The following is an 18,481-nucleotide window of genomic DNA, read 5'->3' as shown; positions in this document are numbered from 1 at the left end:
GTTTCCTTGGAGAGGAAACCGACGAAGCGCCGTTTCGATCCTTTTGGCCGCTCGCAATTTCGTCAGCCGGCGCGCCGCCTCATGCTTCCGTTCGCCGCGATGCTCCTCTAGTTACGCCGCAACGATTCAACCGTCCCGGAGACGCCCGATGCGCGCGCAGCCCCCCGCCTCCCACTATGTCGATGGCGCCTATGTCGAGGATGAAGCGGGCGAGGCCTTCGAGAGCATCTATCCTGCCACCGGGGAGGCGATCGCGCGGCTTCATATGGCGACACCCGCCTTGTTCGACCGGGCGCTGGCGGCGGCAAAGCGCGGCCAGGCGGAATGGGCGGCCAAGAGCGGGGCGGAGCGGGGGCGAATCCTGCGCCGGGCGGCGGAAATCCTGCGCGAGAAAAACGACGCGATCTCCGAGATCGAGACCCTCGACACCGGCAAGGCGGTCCAGGAAACGCTCGTTGCCGACGCCGCTTCGGGCGCCGACTGCATCGAATATTTCGGCGCACTCGCCGCCGACATTCGCGGCTCGCACATCGAATTTCCGAACGGCTTCGCCTACACGCGGCGCGAGCCATTGGGTATCTGTGCCGGCATCGGCGCCTGGAACTACCCGATCCAGATCGCCTCGTGGAAAAGCGCGCCGGCGCTCGCCTGCGGCAATGCGATGATCTTCAAGCCCTCCGAGGTCACCCCTCTGACGGCGCTGAAGCTTGCCGAAATCTACACCGAGGCCGGCGTTCCGGCCGGCGTGTTCAACGTGCTTCAGGGCGGCGGCGCGCTGGGCGCGATGCTGTCCTCGCACCCCGCCATCGACAAGGTTTCGGTCACGGGCTCGGTCGGAACCGGGGCGAAGGTGATGGGTGGCGCGGCCGAGACCACCAAACACGTGACCCTGGAACTCGGCGGCAAGTCGCCGATCCTGGTCTTCGCCGATGCCGATCTCGATGCGGCGGTCTCCGGCGCGATCCTCGGCAATTTCTATTCCACCGGCCAGATCTGCTCCAACGGCACCCGCGTCTTCGTCGAGCGCAGCGTGCGCCAGGCCTTCGTCGAGAAGCTCGCCGAGCGCGCGAAGGCGATCCGGCTTGGCGATCCCCTCGACCCCGAGACGCATCTGGGGCCGCTGGTCTCCAAGGCGCAATACGACCGCGTCCTATCCTATATGGAACTCGGGCGCAGCCAGGGCGCGACGCTCGCCTGCGGCGGCAAGGCCGCCGAGGTGGCGGGTCTTCCGAACGGCCTCTTCGTGGAGCCGACCATCTTCACCGATGTCGACGACACGATGCGGATCGCGAGGGAAGAAATCTTCGGGCCCGTCATGTGCGTCATGGACTTCGATAGCGAGGACGAGGCGATCCGGCGCGCCAATGCGACCGATTTCGGCCTGGCCGCGGGCATCTATACGAGGGATCTTTCCCGCGCTCATCGCATGGCAGCGCGGGTCGCGGCGGGCACCGTCTGGGTGAATTCCTACAATCTCACGCCGGTCGAGATGCCCTTTGGCGGCGTCAAGCGGTCGGGCATCGGTCGCGAGAACGGCCGCGAAGCGCTGGAGCACTACAGCCAGGTCAAATCGGTCTATCTGGCGACCGGCCCGGAAGAAGCGCCTTATTGACCCGTGCGATGCATGCTCTGAACGGCCTCCGCTTCCTGTCGCGAGCGACGGCGTTGACAAATGCATCACGACCTTGTTCGCCTGTGACCGTTCAGGGCCGCAGAAGATGTGCTTCGGGTTGCGGGGAAGAACGCAGAACGTGGCATCAGGCCTGGATCGGCCGACCCGGCCGAAGGGGAGGGGGAGTTGCAGGCTGACCAGGGGCGCGTTGCGCTCGTCGCCATCATGGATCGTCTGGCGGCCGGCGATGAATCGGCGCTCGGCGAGCTCTACGAGCGCACCGCCGCGAAGCTGTTCGGCGTCACTCTGCGTATCTTGCATGATCGCGAAGAGGCCGAGGACGTTCTGCACGACGTCTATCTGACCGTCTGGCAACGCGCTGACCGGTTCGATGCGGGGCGGGCGAGCCCGATCACCTGGCTTGCGACCATCGCCCGCAATCGCTCGATCGACCGCTTGCGCCGGATCGGCCGACGCGGCGATGATCAGCCGGTGGAGGCCGCGACCGGGGTGGCCGACGAGGCACCGGATGCCTTCGCCGCGCTCGCCCACTCCGAAGACGGCCAGCGTCTTGCCGCCTGTCTGACGGAACTGGACGAGGGGACGCGAGGTGCGATCGTCGCTGCCTTCTATGGCGGGATCACCTATGAGGAACTGGCCCGGAGGCTGAGCGTGCCGCTGGGGACGATGAAGAGCCGGATCAGGCGGGGCCTGATCAGATTGAAGGGGTGTCTGTCGCGATGAGCGATCAGCCGCATGACGACAGCGAGGATGCCGTCCTGGCAGCCGAATATGTCCTCGGCGTGCTGGACGATTCGGCGCGTCTTGCGGTCGAGCGCCGAGCCGATCGCGATCCGGCCTTCGCGGCGGAGATCGACGCCTGGGGCGAGCGGCTCGCCCCGTTCTTCGAGGCCATGCCCGAGGAAACGCCGCCAGCCGCCCTCTGGCCCCGCATTGCCGCGGATCTCGCCCGAATGAGGCGATTTCGCCATGGAACCGGCAGGGAAGGCCGGCAGCGCGGCGGGCGACGGGTTGCCGGCATCTGGCAATGGATCGGACTGTCCGGCATGGGGCTCGCCGCTGCGAGCCTCGGCGCGTTGATTCTGGTCGCGGGCGGCCTGGGCGGTCAGTTCGGTCTGACACCGGACCCGGCCGCCGATCGCGGCACCTTGATCGCGACGCTGGCCAGCGAGCAGGGCGAACCGCTGTTCACCATCTCCATCGACCGGGCGAGCGGAACCGCGACACTGATTCCCGTCGGGGCGCCGACAGGACAGGGGCGGGTGCCGGAACTGTGGATGGTGCCACCAGGCGGCGGCGCACCGCGCTCTCTCGGTGTGATCGACGCTTCGACCGCCCACAGGCTGAGCATTGTGGAAGCCGGGATCGACATGCCGGAAACCGCGCTCGCCGTCTCCATGGAGCCGCCCGGCGGCTCTCCCACCGGTTCGCCCACAGGCCCGGTCGTGGCTTCGGGTCCGTTGCATGGTATCTGACCCAACTGCCCATCCCTGAGTATCGGACCGCTTGCGCTTTTCCCGTGCGCTTTTGGCAAGAGAAGGATAGGCCAGCGCCATGACCAAGCTGTTCTCCCTTCTCTTCATCGGCCTGATGGTGGCCCATCTCATCCGGCCCTTCGGCCTTCCCGGACTCAAGCGGCGCGGCGACTTCTGGAAGATCGCCGTCGTCGGCTTCATCGTCTTCGGTCTGACGATCCTGATCCGGCCCGAGTAGCGCAGCCGCTCTCCTTGCGGCATGTGCAACGGTAACTGGTCGTGTGAAGCGCGAGGGCGATCTTGCACTGCAGCGTATACGTCATTGACGATCGAGGGCGGGATTTCGGGGCGCCTCCGCTACGGCAAAACGCCGGGATCACGCGCAGTTCAGATCGTTAAAGCCTTGTTTTTGAAAGTCTGCTGCAAGTGGTCTGCTTCGTGGTCAGTTCTCTGTTGCACTTCCCGAAATCTCCGTCCAATATGTGGACAACGAATACGTTGGGGGGATCGCATGGCATCGGTGACGTTCAAGGACGTCCGCAAAGCGTTCGGGTCCGTGGAGGTCTTGCATGGCGTCTCGATCGACATCGAAGAGGGACAGTTCGTGGTGCTGGTCGGGCCTTCGGGCTGCGGCAAGTCCACCCTCCTGCGGATGCTGGCGGGCCTCGAACATGTCACGGCGGGGGAGATCTGGATCGGCGACCGGATGGTGAACGCCCTGCCGCCGAAGGACCGGGACATCGCGATGGTGTTCCAGAACTACGCGCTCTATCCTCACATCACGGTCGCCGAGAACATGGGCTTCTCGCTCATGCTGAAGGGCGTGTCGAAGGCGGAGATCGCCGAGAGGGTGCGTCCGGCGGCGGAGATTCTGGGCCTGTCCCATCTGCTCGACCGCTATCCCCGGCAATTGTCCGGCGGCCAGCGCCAGCGCGTCGCCATGGGGCGTGCGATCGTGCGCGAGCCGCAGGTCTTCCTGTTCGACGAGCCCTTGTCCAATCTCGACGCCAAGCTGCGCGTCTCCATGCGCACGGAGATGAAGAATCTCCATCAGCGCCTCGCCACCACCACCGTCTACGTCACCCACGACCAGATCGAGGCGATGACCATGGCCGACAAGATCGTCGTCATGCATGACGGCATCGTCGAGCAGATGGGCTCGCCGCTCGAACTTTACGACAAGCCGAACAATCTGTTCGTCGCGGGTTTCATCGGATCGCCCGCCATGAATTTCCTGACCGGCGCGCTCGCCCCGGAGGATCGCGGACGCTTCGTCACCGGCGATCGCATCGAATTGCCGGTGGGCGATCCGGGCCGGGCCGAGGCCGAACGGGAACTGATCTACGGCGTTCGGCCCGAGAGCTTTCACCTTGGCGGCGACGTGCCCATGACGGTTGAGGTCGTCGAGCCCACCGGCTCGGAGACCCATGTGGTGGCCAAGCTCGGTGAAACACCGGTGACCTGCGTCTTTCGCGAGCGCATCTCTGCGGGGCCGGGGGAGGAGATCCGGGTCTCGATCGATCGCGAAAGCGTTCATCTGTTCGATGCCGAGAGCGGGGAGCGCGTCTCGGTCTAGGTCAGGATTGCGGCGGCCTCGGGCGGATTTCCGCCATGCTGCAACGCTCCGGCGCGGCCGAGGCGTATCGACGAGGTCACGAAGGTGGACGCCGCTCGGCGGACCCTTCATCGGGAGAGAACACAGTCCGTGTGTTGACCAGGGAGGAAACACCATGACCATCAACCGCAGAACGCTTCTGCAAGGGGCGGCCGGGCTCGCCGCCGGCGCCGCCCTTGGCGGGCCGCTCGGAGCCGGACGGGCCTTCGCCCAGGGCTCGATGCCGAGTTTCACGCCGGAACCGGGCGCCTCGCTGCGGCTCCTGCGCTGGGTGCCGTTCGTCAGCGGCGAGGAAGAGGCCTTCAACGCCAACACCAAGGCGTTCACCGAGGCGACCGGCGTCGAAGTGCGCATCGACCAGGAAAGCTGGGAAGACGTCCGCCCGAAGGCCGCGGTCGCTGCCAATGTCGGCTCCGGCCCGGACATGGTCATGAGCTGGTTCGACGATCCGTTCCAGTATCCTGACAAGCTCGTCGACGTCAGCGATCTGGGCCAGGCGCTGGGCGATGCTTATGGCGGCTGGTACGACGGTCTTCGCGGCTACGCCACGACGACGGACGACAAGTTCATCGCCATTCCCCTCTGCGCCATCGGCAACGCGATCTGCTATCGCGACAGCCACATGAAGGCGGCGGGCTTCTCGGAGTTTCCGCAGGACACCGACGGCTTTCTGGAACTCTGCAAGGCGATGCAGTCCAACGGCACACCGGCCGGCTTCCCGCACGGCAAGGCCGTCGGCGACGGCAACAATTACGCCCACTGGCTCCTGTGGAGCCATGGCGGCAAGACCGTCGACGAGAACGGCAATGTCGCGATCAACAGCCCGGAGACCAAGGCTGCGATCGAATATGCCAAGCAGCTTTATGCGACCTTCATTCCCGGTACCGAGAGCTGGCTCGACATCAACAACAACCGCGCCTTCCTTGCCGAGCAGATCTCGCTGACCGCGAACGGCGTCTCGCTCTACTACGCCGCCCGCAAGGACCCGGAGATGGCCGAGATCGCCGAAGACATTCGCACCACCAACATGCCGATCGGGCCTGTCGGCGAATCCGTCGAACTGCACCAGACCTCGACGATCAACGTCTTCCAGCACACCCAGTATCCGGAAGCGGCCAAGGCCTACATCGCGTTCATGTTCCAGCCGGAGCAGTTCAACGCCTGGCTCGAAGGCGCCAGCGCCTATTGCTGCCAGCCGCTGAAGCAGTTCGCCGACAATCCGGTCTGGACGTCGAATCCCGTGCACGAGGCCTATGCCAACGCTTCGGCGAGCCTGCGGCCGAACGGCTATGCCGGCCCGCTGGGACCGGCATCGGCGGGCGTCATGGCCGACTACGTCCTCGTCGACATGTTCGCCGAGGCGGTCACCGGCCAGCGCTCGGCGGAAGAAGCGATCGCCAATGCCGAAAGGCGAATCGCGCGCTACTACCGCTGAGCTCAAAAAAGGCGCCGCCCCGATCAGGCGCGGCGCCGAACTAGCCCCCTCATCCTGAGCCTGTCGAAGGACGAGGGGGCGCATGGCGGCAATGGCGCCGTCACCCTCGTGGTTCGACAAGCTCACCATGAGGGTGACGGCCCGGGCTCATCACAAGGGTGACGGGCCAGCGCCTCCCGATTCACCGCGCAAGGAGCGGTCAGATATGGCCACCATCGACACGACAGGATCGCAGGCAGCCGGCGCCGCATCCGCGCGCCCGAACATCTTCCGTCGCTTCGTCGAAAGCCGCAACGGACTCGGCCTCCTGTTCATGCTGCCGGCGGCGGTCTTCCTGCTGTGCTTCCTGACCTATCCGCTGGGCCTCGGTGTCTGGCTCGGCTTTACCGATGCCTCGATCGGCCGTTCCGGCCAATGGATCGGCATCGAGAACTACAGCTGGCTGTTCGACGATCCGGTCTTCTGGCTGTCGGTCTACAACACGCTGCTTTATACGGTGGTCGCCTCAATCCTGAAGTTTGGGCTCGGCCTCTGGCTGGCGCTGATCCTGAACGAGCATCTGCCGTTCAAGACCTTCTTCCGGGCGATCATCCTGTTGCCCTGGGTGGTGCCGACGGTGTTGTCGGCGCTCGCCTTCTGGTGGATTTATGATTCGCAGTTCTCGATCATTTCCTGGGTGCTGATGGGATGGGGCTGGATCGACGAGCCGATCAACTTCCTCGGCGATCCGAATACCGCCCGCGCCTCGGTGATCGCCGCCAATGTCTGGCGCGGCATTCCCTTCGTTGCGATCTCGCTGCTCGCCGGGCTTCAGACCATCCCGCAATCGTTGAACGAGGCGGCGGCGCTCGATGGCGCGACCTCCTGGCAGCGCTTCACCAAGGTGACGCTGCCGCTCCTGACCCCGATCATCGCCGTGGTGATGACCTTTTCGGTGCTGTTCACCTTCACCGACTTCCAGCTTATCTACGTGCTGACCCGCGGCGGTCCCGTGAACGCGACGCATCTGATGGCAACGCTGTCGTTCCAGCGGGCGATCCCGGGGGGGCAGCTCGGTGAGGGTGCGGCGATTGCGGTGGCGATGATCCCGTTCCTGCTCGCCGCGATCCTGTTCTCCTTCTTCGGCCTGCAGCGGCGCAAATGGCAGCAGGGAGGCGGTGACTGATGCTCGTCGCCGTTCCCGAGCCCACACCAGTCTTTCGGAGCTTCACGCGATGAGTGAGAAGACCGTCGCCGACCGCGCCATCCTCGACAAGGTGAAGCGCGCCGCCCTCCACGACGATTCGGAGGGAATGGACCAGTTCAACACGTTGCCGCGCCGGATCTTCGTCGTCTATCTGCCGCTCGCCTGCTTCGTCTTCGTGCTGCTCTTCCCGTTCTACTGGATGGCGATCACGGCGGTTAAGCCGGACGCCCAGCTGACGAATTACGAGGAATACAGCCCGTTCTGGGTGGTCGGCCCGACGCTGGAGCATATCGAATATCTTCTGTTCGAGACCTCCTATCCCGGCTGGCTGTGGAACACGATGCTGGTCGCCATTGCCTCGACCTTCATCTCGCTCTTCGCATCGGTCTTTGCCGCCTATGCGATCGAGCGCATCCGCTTCACAGGCGCCCGGGTCACGGGGCTGATGATCTTCCTCGCCTATCTCGTGCCGCCCTCGATCCTGTTCATTCCGCTCGCCTTCATCGTCTTCCAGGTGGGCATCTTCGATTCGCGCCTGGCGCTGATCCTGACCTATCCGACATTCCTCATCCCGTTCTGCACCTGGCTGCTGATGGGCTATTTCCGCACCATTCCGTTCGAGCTAGAGGAGTCCGCACTGGTCGACGGGGCGACGCGCTGGCAGATCCTGACAAAGGTCATCCTGCCGCTGGCGGTGCCGGGCCTGATCTCTGCCGGCATCTTCGCCTTCACCCTCTCCTGGAACGAGTTCATCTACGCGCTCACCTTCATCTCGTCGTCTGAGAACAAGACGGTCCCAGTCGGCGTTCTGACCGAACTCGTGCGCGGCGACATCTACGAATGGGGGGCGCTAATGTCCGGGGCGCTGCTCGGCTCCCTGCCGGTCGTGATTCTCTATTCCTTCTTCGTCGACTACTACGTGTCCTCGATGACGGGCGCGGTGAAGGAGTAGGTCGAGACGGGACATCGTCGCTCCCGGCTCTATTGTGCGGCGCAAGCTTGACAGGCTCGCCGGCAGCCCTCATTCCCCCGCGACCCGAATGGTTTCGGAAGAATTACGGAGTGATGAAATGGCAATGGCGCTGGTCTTTCCAGGGCAAGGCAGCCAGGCCGTGGGCATGGGGCGGTCGCTTTTCGACACCTACGTCGAAAGCCGCGCCGTCTTTCAGGAAGTCGACGAAGCGCTGGGCGAGAAGCTCTCGAGCCTGGTTTTCGAAGGGCCTGAAGACCGGCTGACCCTGACGGAAAACGCCCAGCCGGCGCTGATGGCGGTCTCCGTGGCCGCGATGCGTGCGCTGCAGGCGGAAGGCTTTCTGATCAGGGAGGCGGATTTCGTCGCCGGCCATTCGTTGGGCGAATATTCCGCTCTCGCAGCGGCAGGTGCGCTCGGCGTGGCCGAGACCGCCCGTCTCCTGCGGCTGCGCGGCCAGGCCATGCAGGCGGCTGTGCCGGCGGGCGAGGGCGCGATGGCCGCGATCCTCGGTCTCGACGCCGAGGCCGTCGGCGCGCTGTGCGCCGAGGCGGCCGAAGGTGAGGTTCTCTCCCCGGCCAACGACAATGGCGGCGGTCAGATCGTGATTTCCGGCTCCGCCGCGGCTGTCGCCCGTGCCGTCGCCAAGGCGCCGGAGGCCGGGGCCAAGCGCGCGATTCCGCTCACCGTCTCCGCGCCCTTCCATTGCAGTCTCATGGCGCCTGCCGCCGAGCGCATGGCAGATGCGCTGCAGATGACGCGGATCGCGGCGCCGGCGGTTCCGGTGGTTTCGAACGTGACGGCGCTTCCGACCACGGATCCGGCGGAAATCCGCGTGCGCCTGATCGATCAGGTGACCGGCGTCGTGCGCTGGCGCGAGAGCATGGAATATCTTGCCGAGAACGGTGTGACCGAGATCGTCGAGGTCGGCAGCGGCAAGGTCCTGAGTGGCCTCGCCAAGCGGATCGACAAGCGTCTGTCGGCGCAGGCGATCGGGACGGCCGAAGCCGTCAAGGCGTTTGCAGGAGGGCGCGCCGGCTGATCGCCCGCAGACCCGAAACGCAAAGACAAGAACGAGGCCCGCAACGGTGCCAGTGGGGAAGCAACCATGTTCGACTTGACCGGCCGCAAGGCTCTGATCACCGGGGCGACCGGCGGCCTCGGCGAAGCGATCGCCAAGGCGCTGCATGCGCAGGGCGCCACGGTGGGCCTCCATGGGACGCGGCGCGAAAAGCTCGAGGAACTGGCCGCCTCGCTGGGGGAACGCGCGATCGTGCTGCCCGCCAACCTTTCGGATCGCGATGACCAGACGGCGCTTGCGGAAAAGGCCGATGGCGAACTCGGCGGGGTCGACATCCTCGTCAACAATGCCGGCATCACCAAGGACGGTCTGTTCGTGCGCATGTCGGACGCCGACTGGGATAGCGTTCTCGAGATCGACCTCACCGCCGCTTTCCGTCTCACCCGTGGTCTGACCCATCCTATGATGCGCCGCCGTTTCGGGCGAATCATCAACATCACCTCCATCGTCGGCGTGACGGGCAACCCGGGTCAGGCGAATTATTGCGCCGCCAAGGCCGGCATGATCGGTTTTTCCAAGTCGCTCGCCCAGGAGATCGCCTTGCGCGGCGTGACCGTGAATTGCATCGCGCCCGGCTTCATTTCCAGCGCCATGACGGATAAGCTGAACGACAAGCAGAAGGACGCGATCATGGGCGCAATCCCCATGAAGCGGATGGGAGAAGCGGCCGATATCGCCGCCACGGCCGTGTTTCTGGCGTCCGAGGAGGCTGGATACGTCACGGGTCAAACCATTCACGTCAACGGCGGAATGGCGATGATCTGAGGTTGGGGGAACATTACGCCGCGCTCGGACTATTGGCGGGGGCACGCGGCCGTGATAGTCGCGGCGCCACCAGAAATTTCGGGCGTAAGCCAAAACGCGGCAGCCACCCCGGCGCTCGCCGCTTGATAAAACGGCGCCTCACGTCTAACGAGGCGACAAACGTCATCGCAGCAGAGGAATGACAATGAGCGATACCGCCGAGCGAGTGAAGAAGATCGTCGTCGAGCATTTGGGCGTCGAGCAGGAAAAGGTCACCGAGAACGCCAGCTTCATCGACGATCTCGGGGCGGACAGCCTCGACACGGTCGAGCTGGTGATGGCGTTCGAGGAAGAGTTCGGCGTCGAGATCCCCGACGACGCGGCGGAGACGATCCTCACCGTCGGCGACGCCGTGAAGTTCATCGAGAAGAACCAGGCCTGACCCGCTCCGTCGCGGTCCATCTGTCTGGTACATAGAGCCGATATGAGACGAGTTGTCATAACCGGCGTCGGCATGGTCACACCGCTGGGCGCCGGCGCTCCCGTCACCTGGAAGCGGCTTCTGGCTGGTGAAAGCGGGGCGGCGAAGATCGAGAACTTCGAAGTTTCCGATCTCGCCTGCCAGATCGCCTGCCAGATTCCGCGTGGCGACGGCCATGACGGAACCTTCAATCCCGACCAGTGGATGGAGCCCAAGGAGCAGCGCAAGGTCGACGATTTCATCGTCTACGCCGTCGCTGCCGCCGCGGAGGCGCTCGACGATGCCGACTGGCATCCCGAGTCCTACGAGGATCAGATCGCTTCGGGTGTTCTGATCGGTTCCGGCATTGGCGGCCTGCAGGGTATCGAGAAGACGGCGCTGGTGCTCAACGAGCGCGGGCCGCGACGGGTCTCGCCCTTCTTCATCCCCGGCAGTCTGATCAATCTCGCCTCCGGGCACGTGTCGATCCGCAACAAGCTGAAGGGACCGAACCATTCGGTCGTGACCGCCTGTTCGACCGGCGCCCATGCGATTGGCGATGCGAGTCGGCTGATCGCTTTGGGTGATGCGGACGTGATGGTCGCAGGTGGCGCCGAGTCGCCCGTCTGCCGCCTGTCCGTGGCGGGCTTTGCGGCGTGCAAGGCGCTTTCGACCCATTTCAACGAGGACGCCAAGCGCGGTTCGCGGCCCTATGACCGGGATCGCGACGGCTTCGTCATGGGCGAGGGTGCCGGGATCGTCGTCCTCGAAGAACTCGAGCATGCCAAGGCCCGCGGCGCGCGGATCTATGCCGAGATCATCGGCTACGGCCTGTCGGGCGACGCCTACCACATCACGGCTCCGGCCGAGGATGGCGACGGCGCCTTCCGCTGCATGTCGGCGGCCCTGAAGCGCGCCGGGATCACGGCGGCCGATCTCGACTACGTCAATGCCCACGGCACGTCGACGCCGATGGGCGACGAGATCGAGCTTCGGGCCTTCGAACGGCTCGTGGGCGACAGCGCGTCGAAGATCACCATGTCGTCGACGAAATCGGCGATCGGTCATCTGCTCGGAGCCGCCGGCTCCGTGGAGGCCATCTTCTCGGCACTGGCGATCCGCGACAATGTCGCGCCACCGACCCTCAATCTCGACAATCCCTCCGTCGAGACGCAGATCGACCTGGTGCCGCACAAGAAGAAGGAGAAGGAGATCAACACGGTCTTGTCGAACTCCTTCGGCTTCGGAGGCACCAACGCCTCTCTCGTCATGAGTCGATACGCACAGTAGAAGTCCCGCCCGCCACGCCGGATGGTGCAGCGGGCGGAACGTATGAGTTCGGGAACGCGGGCCATGGCCGATCTGAAGCTTTTCTATGCGCCTGGCGCATGTTCGCTCGCCTCCCACATTGCGCTGGAAGAAGCTGGCGCCGATTTCGAAGCGGTGCGGGTCGATTTTCGCGCGAATGAGCAACGTTCGCCCGGTTATCTCGCCATCAATCCGAAGGGCCGGGTTCCGGCCCTCGTGGTTGGCGAGGACGTCATCACCGAGAATCCGGCAATCCTGCGCTATGTCGCGCGGGCATTTCCCCAAGCGGGTTTGTGGCCTTCGGACGCACTGGATGATGCCCGCTGTGCCGAGTGGCTGGCCTTTCTGTCCTCGAGCGTGCACCCGTCCTATGCCCACATCCGTCGTCCCGAGCGCTATGCGAGCGACGAGGCCGGGCGTCAGGACGTCGTCGCGACGGGGCTGCGTTCGGCGCGCGAATTCTGGGAGATGGTCGAGCGCAAGCTTGAAGCGCGCTCGGGACAATGGGCGATGGGTGGGGACTATTCGGTGGTCGACCCCTACCTTCTCGTGTTCTGGACCTGGGGGAATGGTTCGGTCTTGGCCTACGACATGGCAGCCGATTTCCCCGCCTGGACGGCCCATGCCCGCCAGATGACCGGGCGTCCGGCGGTTAGGCGCGTGTTTGAGCGCGAAGGCCTGACGCTCCCCGCCTGACCGGTCGCGTTGCGTTGCCTCTCTCGCCAAGCCGTCCGGTCTTTCGCCACAATGCCATGATGGCAGAAACCGAAGACGCCATGAGGGGCACGGAGGAGTTTCGGTGAGCGATTATCACCCGGAAGACGCAAGCCAGGAGCAGCGGGGATACAAGGGGCGGTCCTTCAAGCCGACGCCGGCGCCGGCTCCGCCGAAGCGTTCGCGCCACGCCCGCAACCAGCTCGTGATCTTCCTGAATTTCTGCCTTTCCGCGGCGCTGTTCCTCATGCTCGCGGTTGGTGCGGTCCTGTATTGGGGCCACTACCAATTCAACGCGCCCGGCCCGCTTCAGCAGGAGGCGACATACGTGGTGCCGCGCAGCACCGGTGTGCAGGCGATCGCAAGCGGCCTGGAGCGCGAGGGGATCATTTCCAACGCCGAGGTCTTCGAATACGGCGTCCGGCTCGCCGGGACCGCCGGCGAATTGCAGGCTGGCGAATTTGCCTTCGCGCCCGGGACCTCGATGCGCCAGGTGATGGAGAAGCTCAGAAGCGGCGATTCCATCATGCACTCGATCACCATCCCGGAAGGATGGACCGTCCATCGCGCTTACGAGCGTATCGCCGCCTCGCCGGTTCTGACCGGTGACATGCCGGACATGGTGCCGGAGGGCACGCTGCGGCCGGACACCTACCTGGTCCAGCGCGGAACTCCGCGCAAGGAAGTGGTCCGGCAGATGCGTGCTGCGCAGGAAAAGCTTGTGGCAGAGATCTGGGAAGGTCGCGACGAGGACCTGCCCCTGCAGGATGTCGGCCAGTTTCTGACGCTCGCCTCCATCGTCGAGCGCGAAACCGGCATCGGCGGGGAACGCCCGCACGTCGCCTCGGTCTTCATCAACCGGCTGCGCCAGGGCATGCGGCTCGATTCCGATCCGACCTTTCTCTACGGCGTCTATGGCGGCGAAGGGAAGCCCTCCGGCCAGCCGGTGACCCAGTCCGACAAGGACAGCGAGACGCCCTACAACACCTACAAGATCAAGGGTCTCCCCCCAGGGCCCATCGCCAATCCGGGCCGGGCTGCGCTGGAGGCAGTGGCCCATCCTCTGGAGACGGACGATCTGTTCTTCGTTGCTGACGGCACGGGCGGCCACGTGTTCTCCAAGACGCTGAGAGAGCACAACAACAACGTCGCCAAATATCGCGAGATCGAGCGGCAGCGCCGGGCCGAGGCCGAAGCGGCCGGCGAGGGCGATAGCGAGTAGCGACCACGGGCTCCCGCGTCTCCCCCGGCGGGGCGGCCTTGATCCGGCGATCGGAATCGTTCAAGCCGCTGGTGCCGATCGCAATGGCTGCGCGCCATGCCGTGATGCGGCGGAACTCGGAGGCCCATCGATGGCAGTCAGAAGCATGACAGGGTTCGCGCGGGTCGAGGCCGAGACCGCCGCCGGGTCCTTCGTCTGGGAGATCCGTTCGGTCAACGGCAAGGGTCTGGACCTCCGGCTCAGGCTGCCCCAGGGGCTCGAACAGCTGGAAGCGGAACTGCGCCGTCGACTCGCATCGGAAGTCACCCGCGGGAGCCTCCAGGCGAACCTTCAGTGGCGCCGGGATACGGGCGCACCCGCTCTCACCGTGAACGAAGCGATGCTGCAGCAGGTGCTCGCCATGTCCGGCCGGCTCGTGGCGGACGGGCACGCTGCTCCCCCCACTGCCGATGGTCTCCTCGCCATCAAGGGCATCGTTGATCTGGCCGACGAAGATCTCGACGAGACCGCACTCGCAGCCCGCAACGCCGCGATCGTGGAAAGTTTTGGCGAGGCCGTCTCGCGCCTTGTCCAATCGCGGCTGAGCGAGGGGGCGGCGCTGAGCGAAACCCTGTCCGGGCGGCTCGCAGAGATCGGCCAGCTGGTCGACCGGGCCGACGCCGATCCGGCGCGCTCCACCCAGGCCATCCGGCAGCGGCTGAAGGACCAGGTCGCCGAACTGATGGCGACCGACGACCGTTTCGACGAGGCGAGGCTGCACCAGGAAGCGGCGCTTCTGGCTGCGCGCGCCGACATCCGCGAGGAGATCGACCGGCTGCGCGCCCATGTGGCCGCTGCGGCCGAACTTCTCGCCCAGGGCGGCGCGATCGGTCGCAGGCTGGATTTTCTTTCGCAGGAATTTCACCGCGAATCGAATACGATCTGCTCGAAATCCAACGCGGCCTCTCTGACGGCGATCGGCCTCGAACTGAAGGTCATTGTCGATCAGTTCCGCGAGCAGGTACAGAACATCGAATGACACTCGCCTCCACGCTTACCACCGTTCCCGCCATCGCCCGGCGGGGCATGATGCTCATCCTTTCCTCGCCTTCCGGCGCGGGCAAGTCGACCATCGCCCGCAATCTTCTGGAACTCGACAAGAGCTTCTCGCTCTCGGTCAGCGTCACCACGCGGCCGCGCCGCACCAGCGAGATCGACGGCGTGCACTATCGGTTCGTCGACCGCACGGAGTTCGAGCAGATGCGCGCCGGCGGGGCTTTGCTCGAATGGGCGGAGGTGCACGGCAATTTCTACGGCACCCCTCGGGCCGCCGCCGAGAAGGCGATGCTGGAAGGCCGCGACATGCTCTTCGACATCGACTATCAGGGCGCCATGCAGCTTCAGGAGCAGATGAAGGAAGACATCGTCTCGATCTTCATCCTGCCGCCCTCGATGGAAGAGTTGCGCGCTCGCCTCCTGCGCCGGGCGGAAGACTCCGGCGATACGATCGCCGTTCGCATGCGCAATGCGCGCGTCGAGATCGAGCGCTGGCGCGACTACGACTATGTGGTGGTCAACGACGATCTGGACCGGTCCTTCTCCGCCGTCCGGTCGATCATCACCGCCGAGCGCCTGCGCAGGGACCGCTTGCCGGGGCTGGAAGCGTTCACGGATCATCTCCTCGCGGAAGAGATCGGCTGAGAGGGCGGCGCGCCCTCTCGTCACAGCGTATTGGCGATCCGCACGAACTCGCCGACCGACAGCGTCTCGGCGCGGCGGGTCGGCTCGATCCCGGCCTTCGTCAGAAGCGCTTCGCCGCCGAGGCTCTTCAGGCTCTGCCGCAGCATCTTGCGCCGCTGACCGAAGGCGGCGGCTGTCACGCGTTCGAGTGCCTTCAGATCGGCAGGCTCCGGCTCGGGGTTCGGGCGAAGCTGCACGATCGAGGAGGTGACCTTGGGCGGCGGTGTGAAGGCGGATGGTGACACGTCGAACAGAATCTGCGAGCGCGCCCGCCAGCCGGCAAGAACGCCGAGCCGTCCGTAGTGGTCGCTTCCGGGCGCGGCCACGATGCGCTGGGCGACCTCTTTCTGGAACATCAGCGTCAGGCTTTCCCAAAGCGGCGGCCAGGTCTCGGAGGTCAGCCAGTTGAGAAGAAGCTGGGTGCCGACATTGTAGGGCAGGTTGGCGACGATCTTGATCGGCTTGCCTTCGGCCAAGGCCGCAAGATCAACACTGAGCGCATCTGCCTTTTGGATATCGAGCCGGCCTGGATAGTGGGCGGCGATCTCTTCCAGCGCGGCAAGGCAGCGCTCGTCCTTTTCGATCGCGACGACCTTGCGGGCGCCCTCGGCGAGGAGCGCGCGCGTCAGTCCGCCGGGGCCGGGACCGACCTCCACGACCGTACAGGCGTCGAGAGGCAGGGCCTGCCGGGCGATCCGGCCGGTCAGATTGAGATCGAGAAGGAAGTTCTGGCCGAGGCTCTTCTTCGGTGCGAGCCCATGCCTATCGATGACTTCCCGAAGCGGCGGAAGACCGTCGGAGGCTGCGCTCAAGAGGGCCGGACTCCGCTTTCGATCGCGGCCATCTTGGCCGCAAGCGCGATGGCGGCGCGAAAACTGTCCGGACGTGCGTGGCCGGAGCCGGCGATGTCGGCGGCGGTGCCGTGATCGGGCGAGGTGCGGATGATCGGCAGGCCGAGGGTGACGTTGACCGTCTCGTCGAAGGCGAGCGTCTTCGCCGGGATCAGCGCCTGGTCGTGATACATGCAGATCGCCACATCATAGCGCCGGCGGGCTTCGGCGTGGAACATGGTGTCACCGGGCAGGGGCCCGAAAGCGTCGATGCCCTCTGCGACCAGTTGGTCCACGGCCGGTCGGATCACCGCTTCGTCCTCTTCGCCGATCGCGCCCTTTTCGCCGGCATGCGGGTTGAGCCCGGAGACCGCGAGCCGCGGGCGCGCGATGCCCAGCCTGCGGCGATAGTCGTGATCGGTGATGCGGCAGGTCTCGACGATGAGCGCCGTCGTCAACTGGCGCGGGACTTCGACGAGCGGAATGTGGATCGTGACCGGAACGCAGGAAAGCTCCGGTCCCGTCAGGAGCATGACGGGCTTGATCGGCGCGCCGGTCTTCGTGGCGCAGAGATCGGCGAGATATTCGGTGTGGCCGGGATGCCGGAAACCGATATCGTAGAGCGCCTTCTTGTCGATCGGTCCAGTCACGATCGCCGAGGCTTCGCCTTCGAGCACATAGGCGGTCGCCCGATCGATCGCCTCGACCGTGCCGGCGCCATTGGCCGGATCGATCACGCCCGGGGTCTCGGCCTGCCGGTTCACGAGCGGCAGGATCGCCAGTTCGCCGGCTCCGACCGAAGCCAGATCTCCGGGTGAAGTGATGGGGTGAAGTCGCACGGTCTCGGCAAGGCCCAGCCGCCTGGCTCGAGCCACGAGCATGTCGGGGTCGCAAAGGACGAAGAGCGGAGGCAGATCAGCCCCCGCTCTGGCCTTGATATCGAGGACGATGTCCGGCCCGACGCCCGAGGGCTCGCCGAGCGTCACCGCAAGCGGCTTCGGCCCGCCGCCCATGGCAGGCTTCACCGTCATTTGCGGATGATCTGGGCCTGTTCGCGGAGCTTCTTCAGAAGCTCCTTGTCGGGGCCGGATCCCTCCTTGCCGAGCTTCTCGAGGTCGCGCGACTGGAAGACCATGGCGGCCGCCACGTCGTCGGACACCTGACGGCTGTCGCACACGGCGATGAACTCGACGCCCCGCTCTGTCTCCTTGACCGGCGTGGTGCGGCCGACGGCGGTGTTCTGGATGTCGTCCTTCCACTGGGGAGGCAGCTGCGGCTGGGCGACCCGGCCGAGCTCACGCACCGTCACGTCGCGCAGGGCCTTGGCGGTCTCGTAGGTCTGCGGGCAGGACTGAAAGCGCGAGCGCATGCCCTGGGCTTCGCGCTTGCGCTGGGACATGAGCTTGCCGCGCTGCCCGTCTGGGATCACGAAGATCACCTGCTGGAGCGTGTATTCGGTCGTGGAGGGTTTCTCGCCGCCCTGTGCGAGCATGCGCTGGACCACATCCTGTTCGGAAAGCCGTTCGTTGCTGCGCATGCTGGCCTGAACCGCCTGTCCCCAGCCCATCTGGACGCGGATGTAATCCTTGAAGGCGCTGGCCGAGAATCCGGCCTGGGAGAGGACCTGGGTGAGCTGCGCCTGGGTCAGCTTGTTGTCGGCGGCGAACTTGGCAAAGGCGGCATCGACGGCCTGATCGGGTATGTCGATCCGGCGCCGACGCATCTCCTGCGTCTTGAGGGCCTCGTCGATCAGCTCTTCCGTGGCCTTCTTCGTCAGATTGCCACCCTCGCGGCGCAATTTGAGAAAGGCCGCCCGCTGGCGGATCTGGTAGGTCGTGATCGGCTCCCGATTCACCACCACGGCCACTTCCGACGCCGCCCGGGCCGGGGCGGCCCAGAGCCCGACGCTGTCAGGTGCTGCGGCGCTCAGGGCAGCCACGGCCGCCACTGCGTACATCAATCGGCGCAACATCATGCAGAACTTCGCTCCCATCGTCTTTCGTGCGGTGCATTTGCCGGCGGTCAGGTCCGTCAGCCGATCTCGGCACCTGTTTCATGCGTGTAAGTCACTTCTTCCCTGTGGGGAAGG

At 65.4% G+C, this 18,481-nt stretch carries 19 protein-coding genes; 16 read left to right on the top strand and 3 right to left on the bottom strand.

Features of this window, described 5'->3' with window-relative positions:
• Positions 1-148: 148 nt before the first annotated feature.
• The 16 genes from betB to gmk all read left to right on the top strand — a co-directional run bounded on the left by betB (position 149) and on the right by gmk (position 15,523).
• Positions 149-1,612 (top strand): betaine-aldehyde dehydrogenase, encoded by a 1,464-nt coding sequence (gene betB / locus MF134_RS12385; protein ID WP_255339776.1) that lies wholly within the window; start codon positions 149-151, stop codon positions 1,610-1,612.
• 186 nt (positions 1,613-1,798) lie between these two features.
• Positions 1,799-2,356 (top strand): sigma-70 family RNA polymerase sigma factor, encoded by a 558-nt coding sequence (locus MF134_RS12380; RefSeq protein WP_255339775.1) that lies wholly within the window; start codon positions 1,799-1,801, stop codon positions 2,354-2,356.
• Positions 2,353-3,108, top strand: a complete 756-nt coding sequence (locus MF134_RS12375; protein ID WP_255339774.1) for an anti-sigma factor — start codon at positions 2,353-2,355, stop codon at positions 3,106-3,108. Before MF134_RS12380 ends, MF134_RS12375 begins: the two co-directional genes overlap by 4 nt.
• Before the next feature lie 79 nt (positions 3,109-3,187).
• Positions 3,188-3,346: a hypothetical protein gene (locus MF134_RS12370; RefSeq protein WP_255339773.1), complete on the top strand. Its 159-nt coding sequence runs from the start codon at positions 3,188-3,190 to the stop codon at positions 3,344-3,346.
• Positions 3,347-3,619: 273 nt separating this feature from the next.
• Complete coding sequence (locus MF134_RS12365; RefSeq protein WP_255339772.1) at positions 3,620-4,684, top strand: ABC transporter ATP-binding protein; 1,065 nt, start codon at positions 3,620-3,622, stop codon at positions 4,682-4,684.
• Positions 4,685-4,838: 154 nt separating this feature from the next.
• Complete coding sequence (locus MF134_RS12360) at positions 4,839-6,158, top strand: ABC transporter substrate-binding protein (RefSeq protein WP_255339771.1); 1,320 nt, start codon at positions 4,839-4,841, stop codon at positions 6,156-6,158.
• Positions 6,159-6,471: 313 nt separating this feature from the next.
• A complete protein-coding gene (locus MF134_RS12355) occupies positions 6,472-7,323 on the top strand; it encodes a carbohydrate ABC transporter permease (protein ID WP_255339937.1) in 852 nt (283 codons plus the stop codon).
• A gap of 127 nt (positions 7,324-7,450) precedes the next feature.
• Positions 7,451-8,296 (top strand): carbohydrate ABC transporter permease, encoded by an 846-nt coding sequence (locus MF134_RS12350; protein WP_457589985.1) that lies wholly within the window; start codon positions 7,451-7,453, stop codon positions 8,294-8,296.
• A gap of 118 nt (positions 8,297-8,414) precedes the next feature.
• Positions 8,415-9,356, top strand: a complete 942-nt coding sequence (gene fabD, locus MF134_RS12345; protein WP_255339769.1) for an ACP S-malonyltransferase — start codon at positions 8,415-8,417, stop codon at positions 9,354-9,356.
• Between the two features lie 66 nt (positions 9,357-9,422).
• Positions 9,423-10,160, top strand: a complete 738-nt coding sequence (fabG, locus tag MF134_RS12340; RefSeq protein ID WP_255339768.1) for a 3-oxoacyl-[acyl-carrier-protein] reductase — start codon at positions 9,423-9,425, stop codon at positions 10,158-10,160.
• A gap of 184 nt (positions 10,161-10,344) precedes the next feature.
• On the top strand, positions 10,345-10,581 hold the full coding sequence (locus MF134_RS12335) for an acyl carrier protein (protein WP_026358398.1): 237 nt from the start codon (positions 10,345-10,347) through the stop codon (positions 10,579-10,581).
• A gap of 42 nt (positions 10,582-10,623) precedes the next feature.
• Complete coding sequence (fabF, locus tag MF134_RS12330) at positions 10,624-11,889, top strand: beta-ketoacyl-ACP synthase II (RefSeq protein ID WP_255339767.1); 1,266 nt, start codon at positions 10,624-10,626, stop codon at positions 11,887-11,889.
• Positions 11,890-11,952: 63 nt separating this feature from the next.
• Positions 11,953-12,603, top strand: a complete 651-nt coding sequence (locus MF134_RS12325) for a glutathione S-transferase family protein (RefSeq protein WP_255339766.1) — start codon at positions 11,953-11,955, stop codon at positions 12,601-12,603.
• 103 nt (positions 12,604-12,706) lie between these two features.
• Entirely contained in the window at positions 12,707-13,843 is a 1,137-nt protein-coding gene (mltG, locus tag MF134_RS12320; RefSeq protein WP_255339765.1) for an endolytic transglycosylase MltG, read from the top strand.
• 130 nt (positions 13,844-13,973) lie between these two features.
• The gene (locus MF134_RS12315; RefSeq protein ID WP_255339764.1) at positions 13,974-14,861 is read left to right on the top strand and encodes a YicC/YloC family endoribonuclease; all 888 of its coding nucleotides are present in this window, start codon (positions 13,974-13,976) and stop codon (positions 14,859-14,861) included.
• Positions 14,858-15,523 carry a guanylate kinase gene (gene gmk / locus MF134_RS12310; RefSeq protein ID WP_255339763.1) on the top strand — a complete coding sequence of 222 codons (666 nt, stop codon included), beginning with the start codon at positions 14,858-14,860 and terminating at the stop codon, positions 15,521-15,523. The genes MF134_RS12315 and gmk overlap by 4 nt, the downstream gene beginning before the upstream one ends.
• 20 nt (positions 15,524-15,543) lie before the next feature.
• Here gmk and rsmA read toward each other — a convergent pair whose 3' ends face one another.
• Genes rsmA through MF134_RS12295 form a run of 3 tightly spaced genes read right to left on the bottom strand, consistent with a single transcriptional unit; the run spans position 15,544 to position 18,367 of the window.
• The gene (rsmA, locus tag MF134_RS12305) at positions 15,544-16,374 is read right to left on the bottom strand and encodes a 16S rRNA (adenine(1518)-N(6)/adenine(1519)-N(6))-dimethyltransferase RsmA (protein ID WP_255339762.1); all 831 of its coding nucleotides are present in this window, start codon (positions 16,372-16,374) and stop codon (positions 15,544-15,546) included.
• The gene (gene pdxA / locus MF134_RS12300) at positions 16,371-17,423 is read right to left on the bottom strand and encodes a 4-hydroxythreonine-4-phosphate dehydrogenase PdxA (RefSeq protein ID WP_255339761.1); all 1,053 of its coding nucleotides are present in this window, start codon (positions 17,421-17,423) and stop codon (positions 16,371-16,373) included. Before pdxA ends, rsmA begins: the two co-directional genes overlap by 4 nt.
• Positions 17,420-18,367: a SurA N-terminal domain-containing protein gene (locus tag MF134_RS12295; RefSeq protein ID WP_255339760.1), complete on the bottom strand. Its 948-nt coding sequence runs from the start codon at positions 18,365-18,367 to the stop codon at positions 17,420-17,422. The genes pdxA and MF134_RS12295 overlap by 4 nt, the downstream gene beginning before the upstream one ends.
• Positions 18,368-18,481 lie beyond the last annotated feature (114 nt).

Source organism: Jiella marina (genome assembly GCF_024359545.1).
Lineage (GTDB): Bacteria > Pseudomonadota > Alphaproteobacteria > Rhizobiales > Rhizobiaceae > Jiella.
This window is presented reverse-complemented; position numbering and strand designations above follow the sequence as displayed.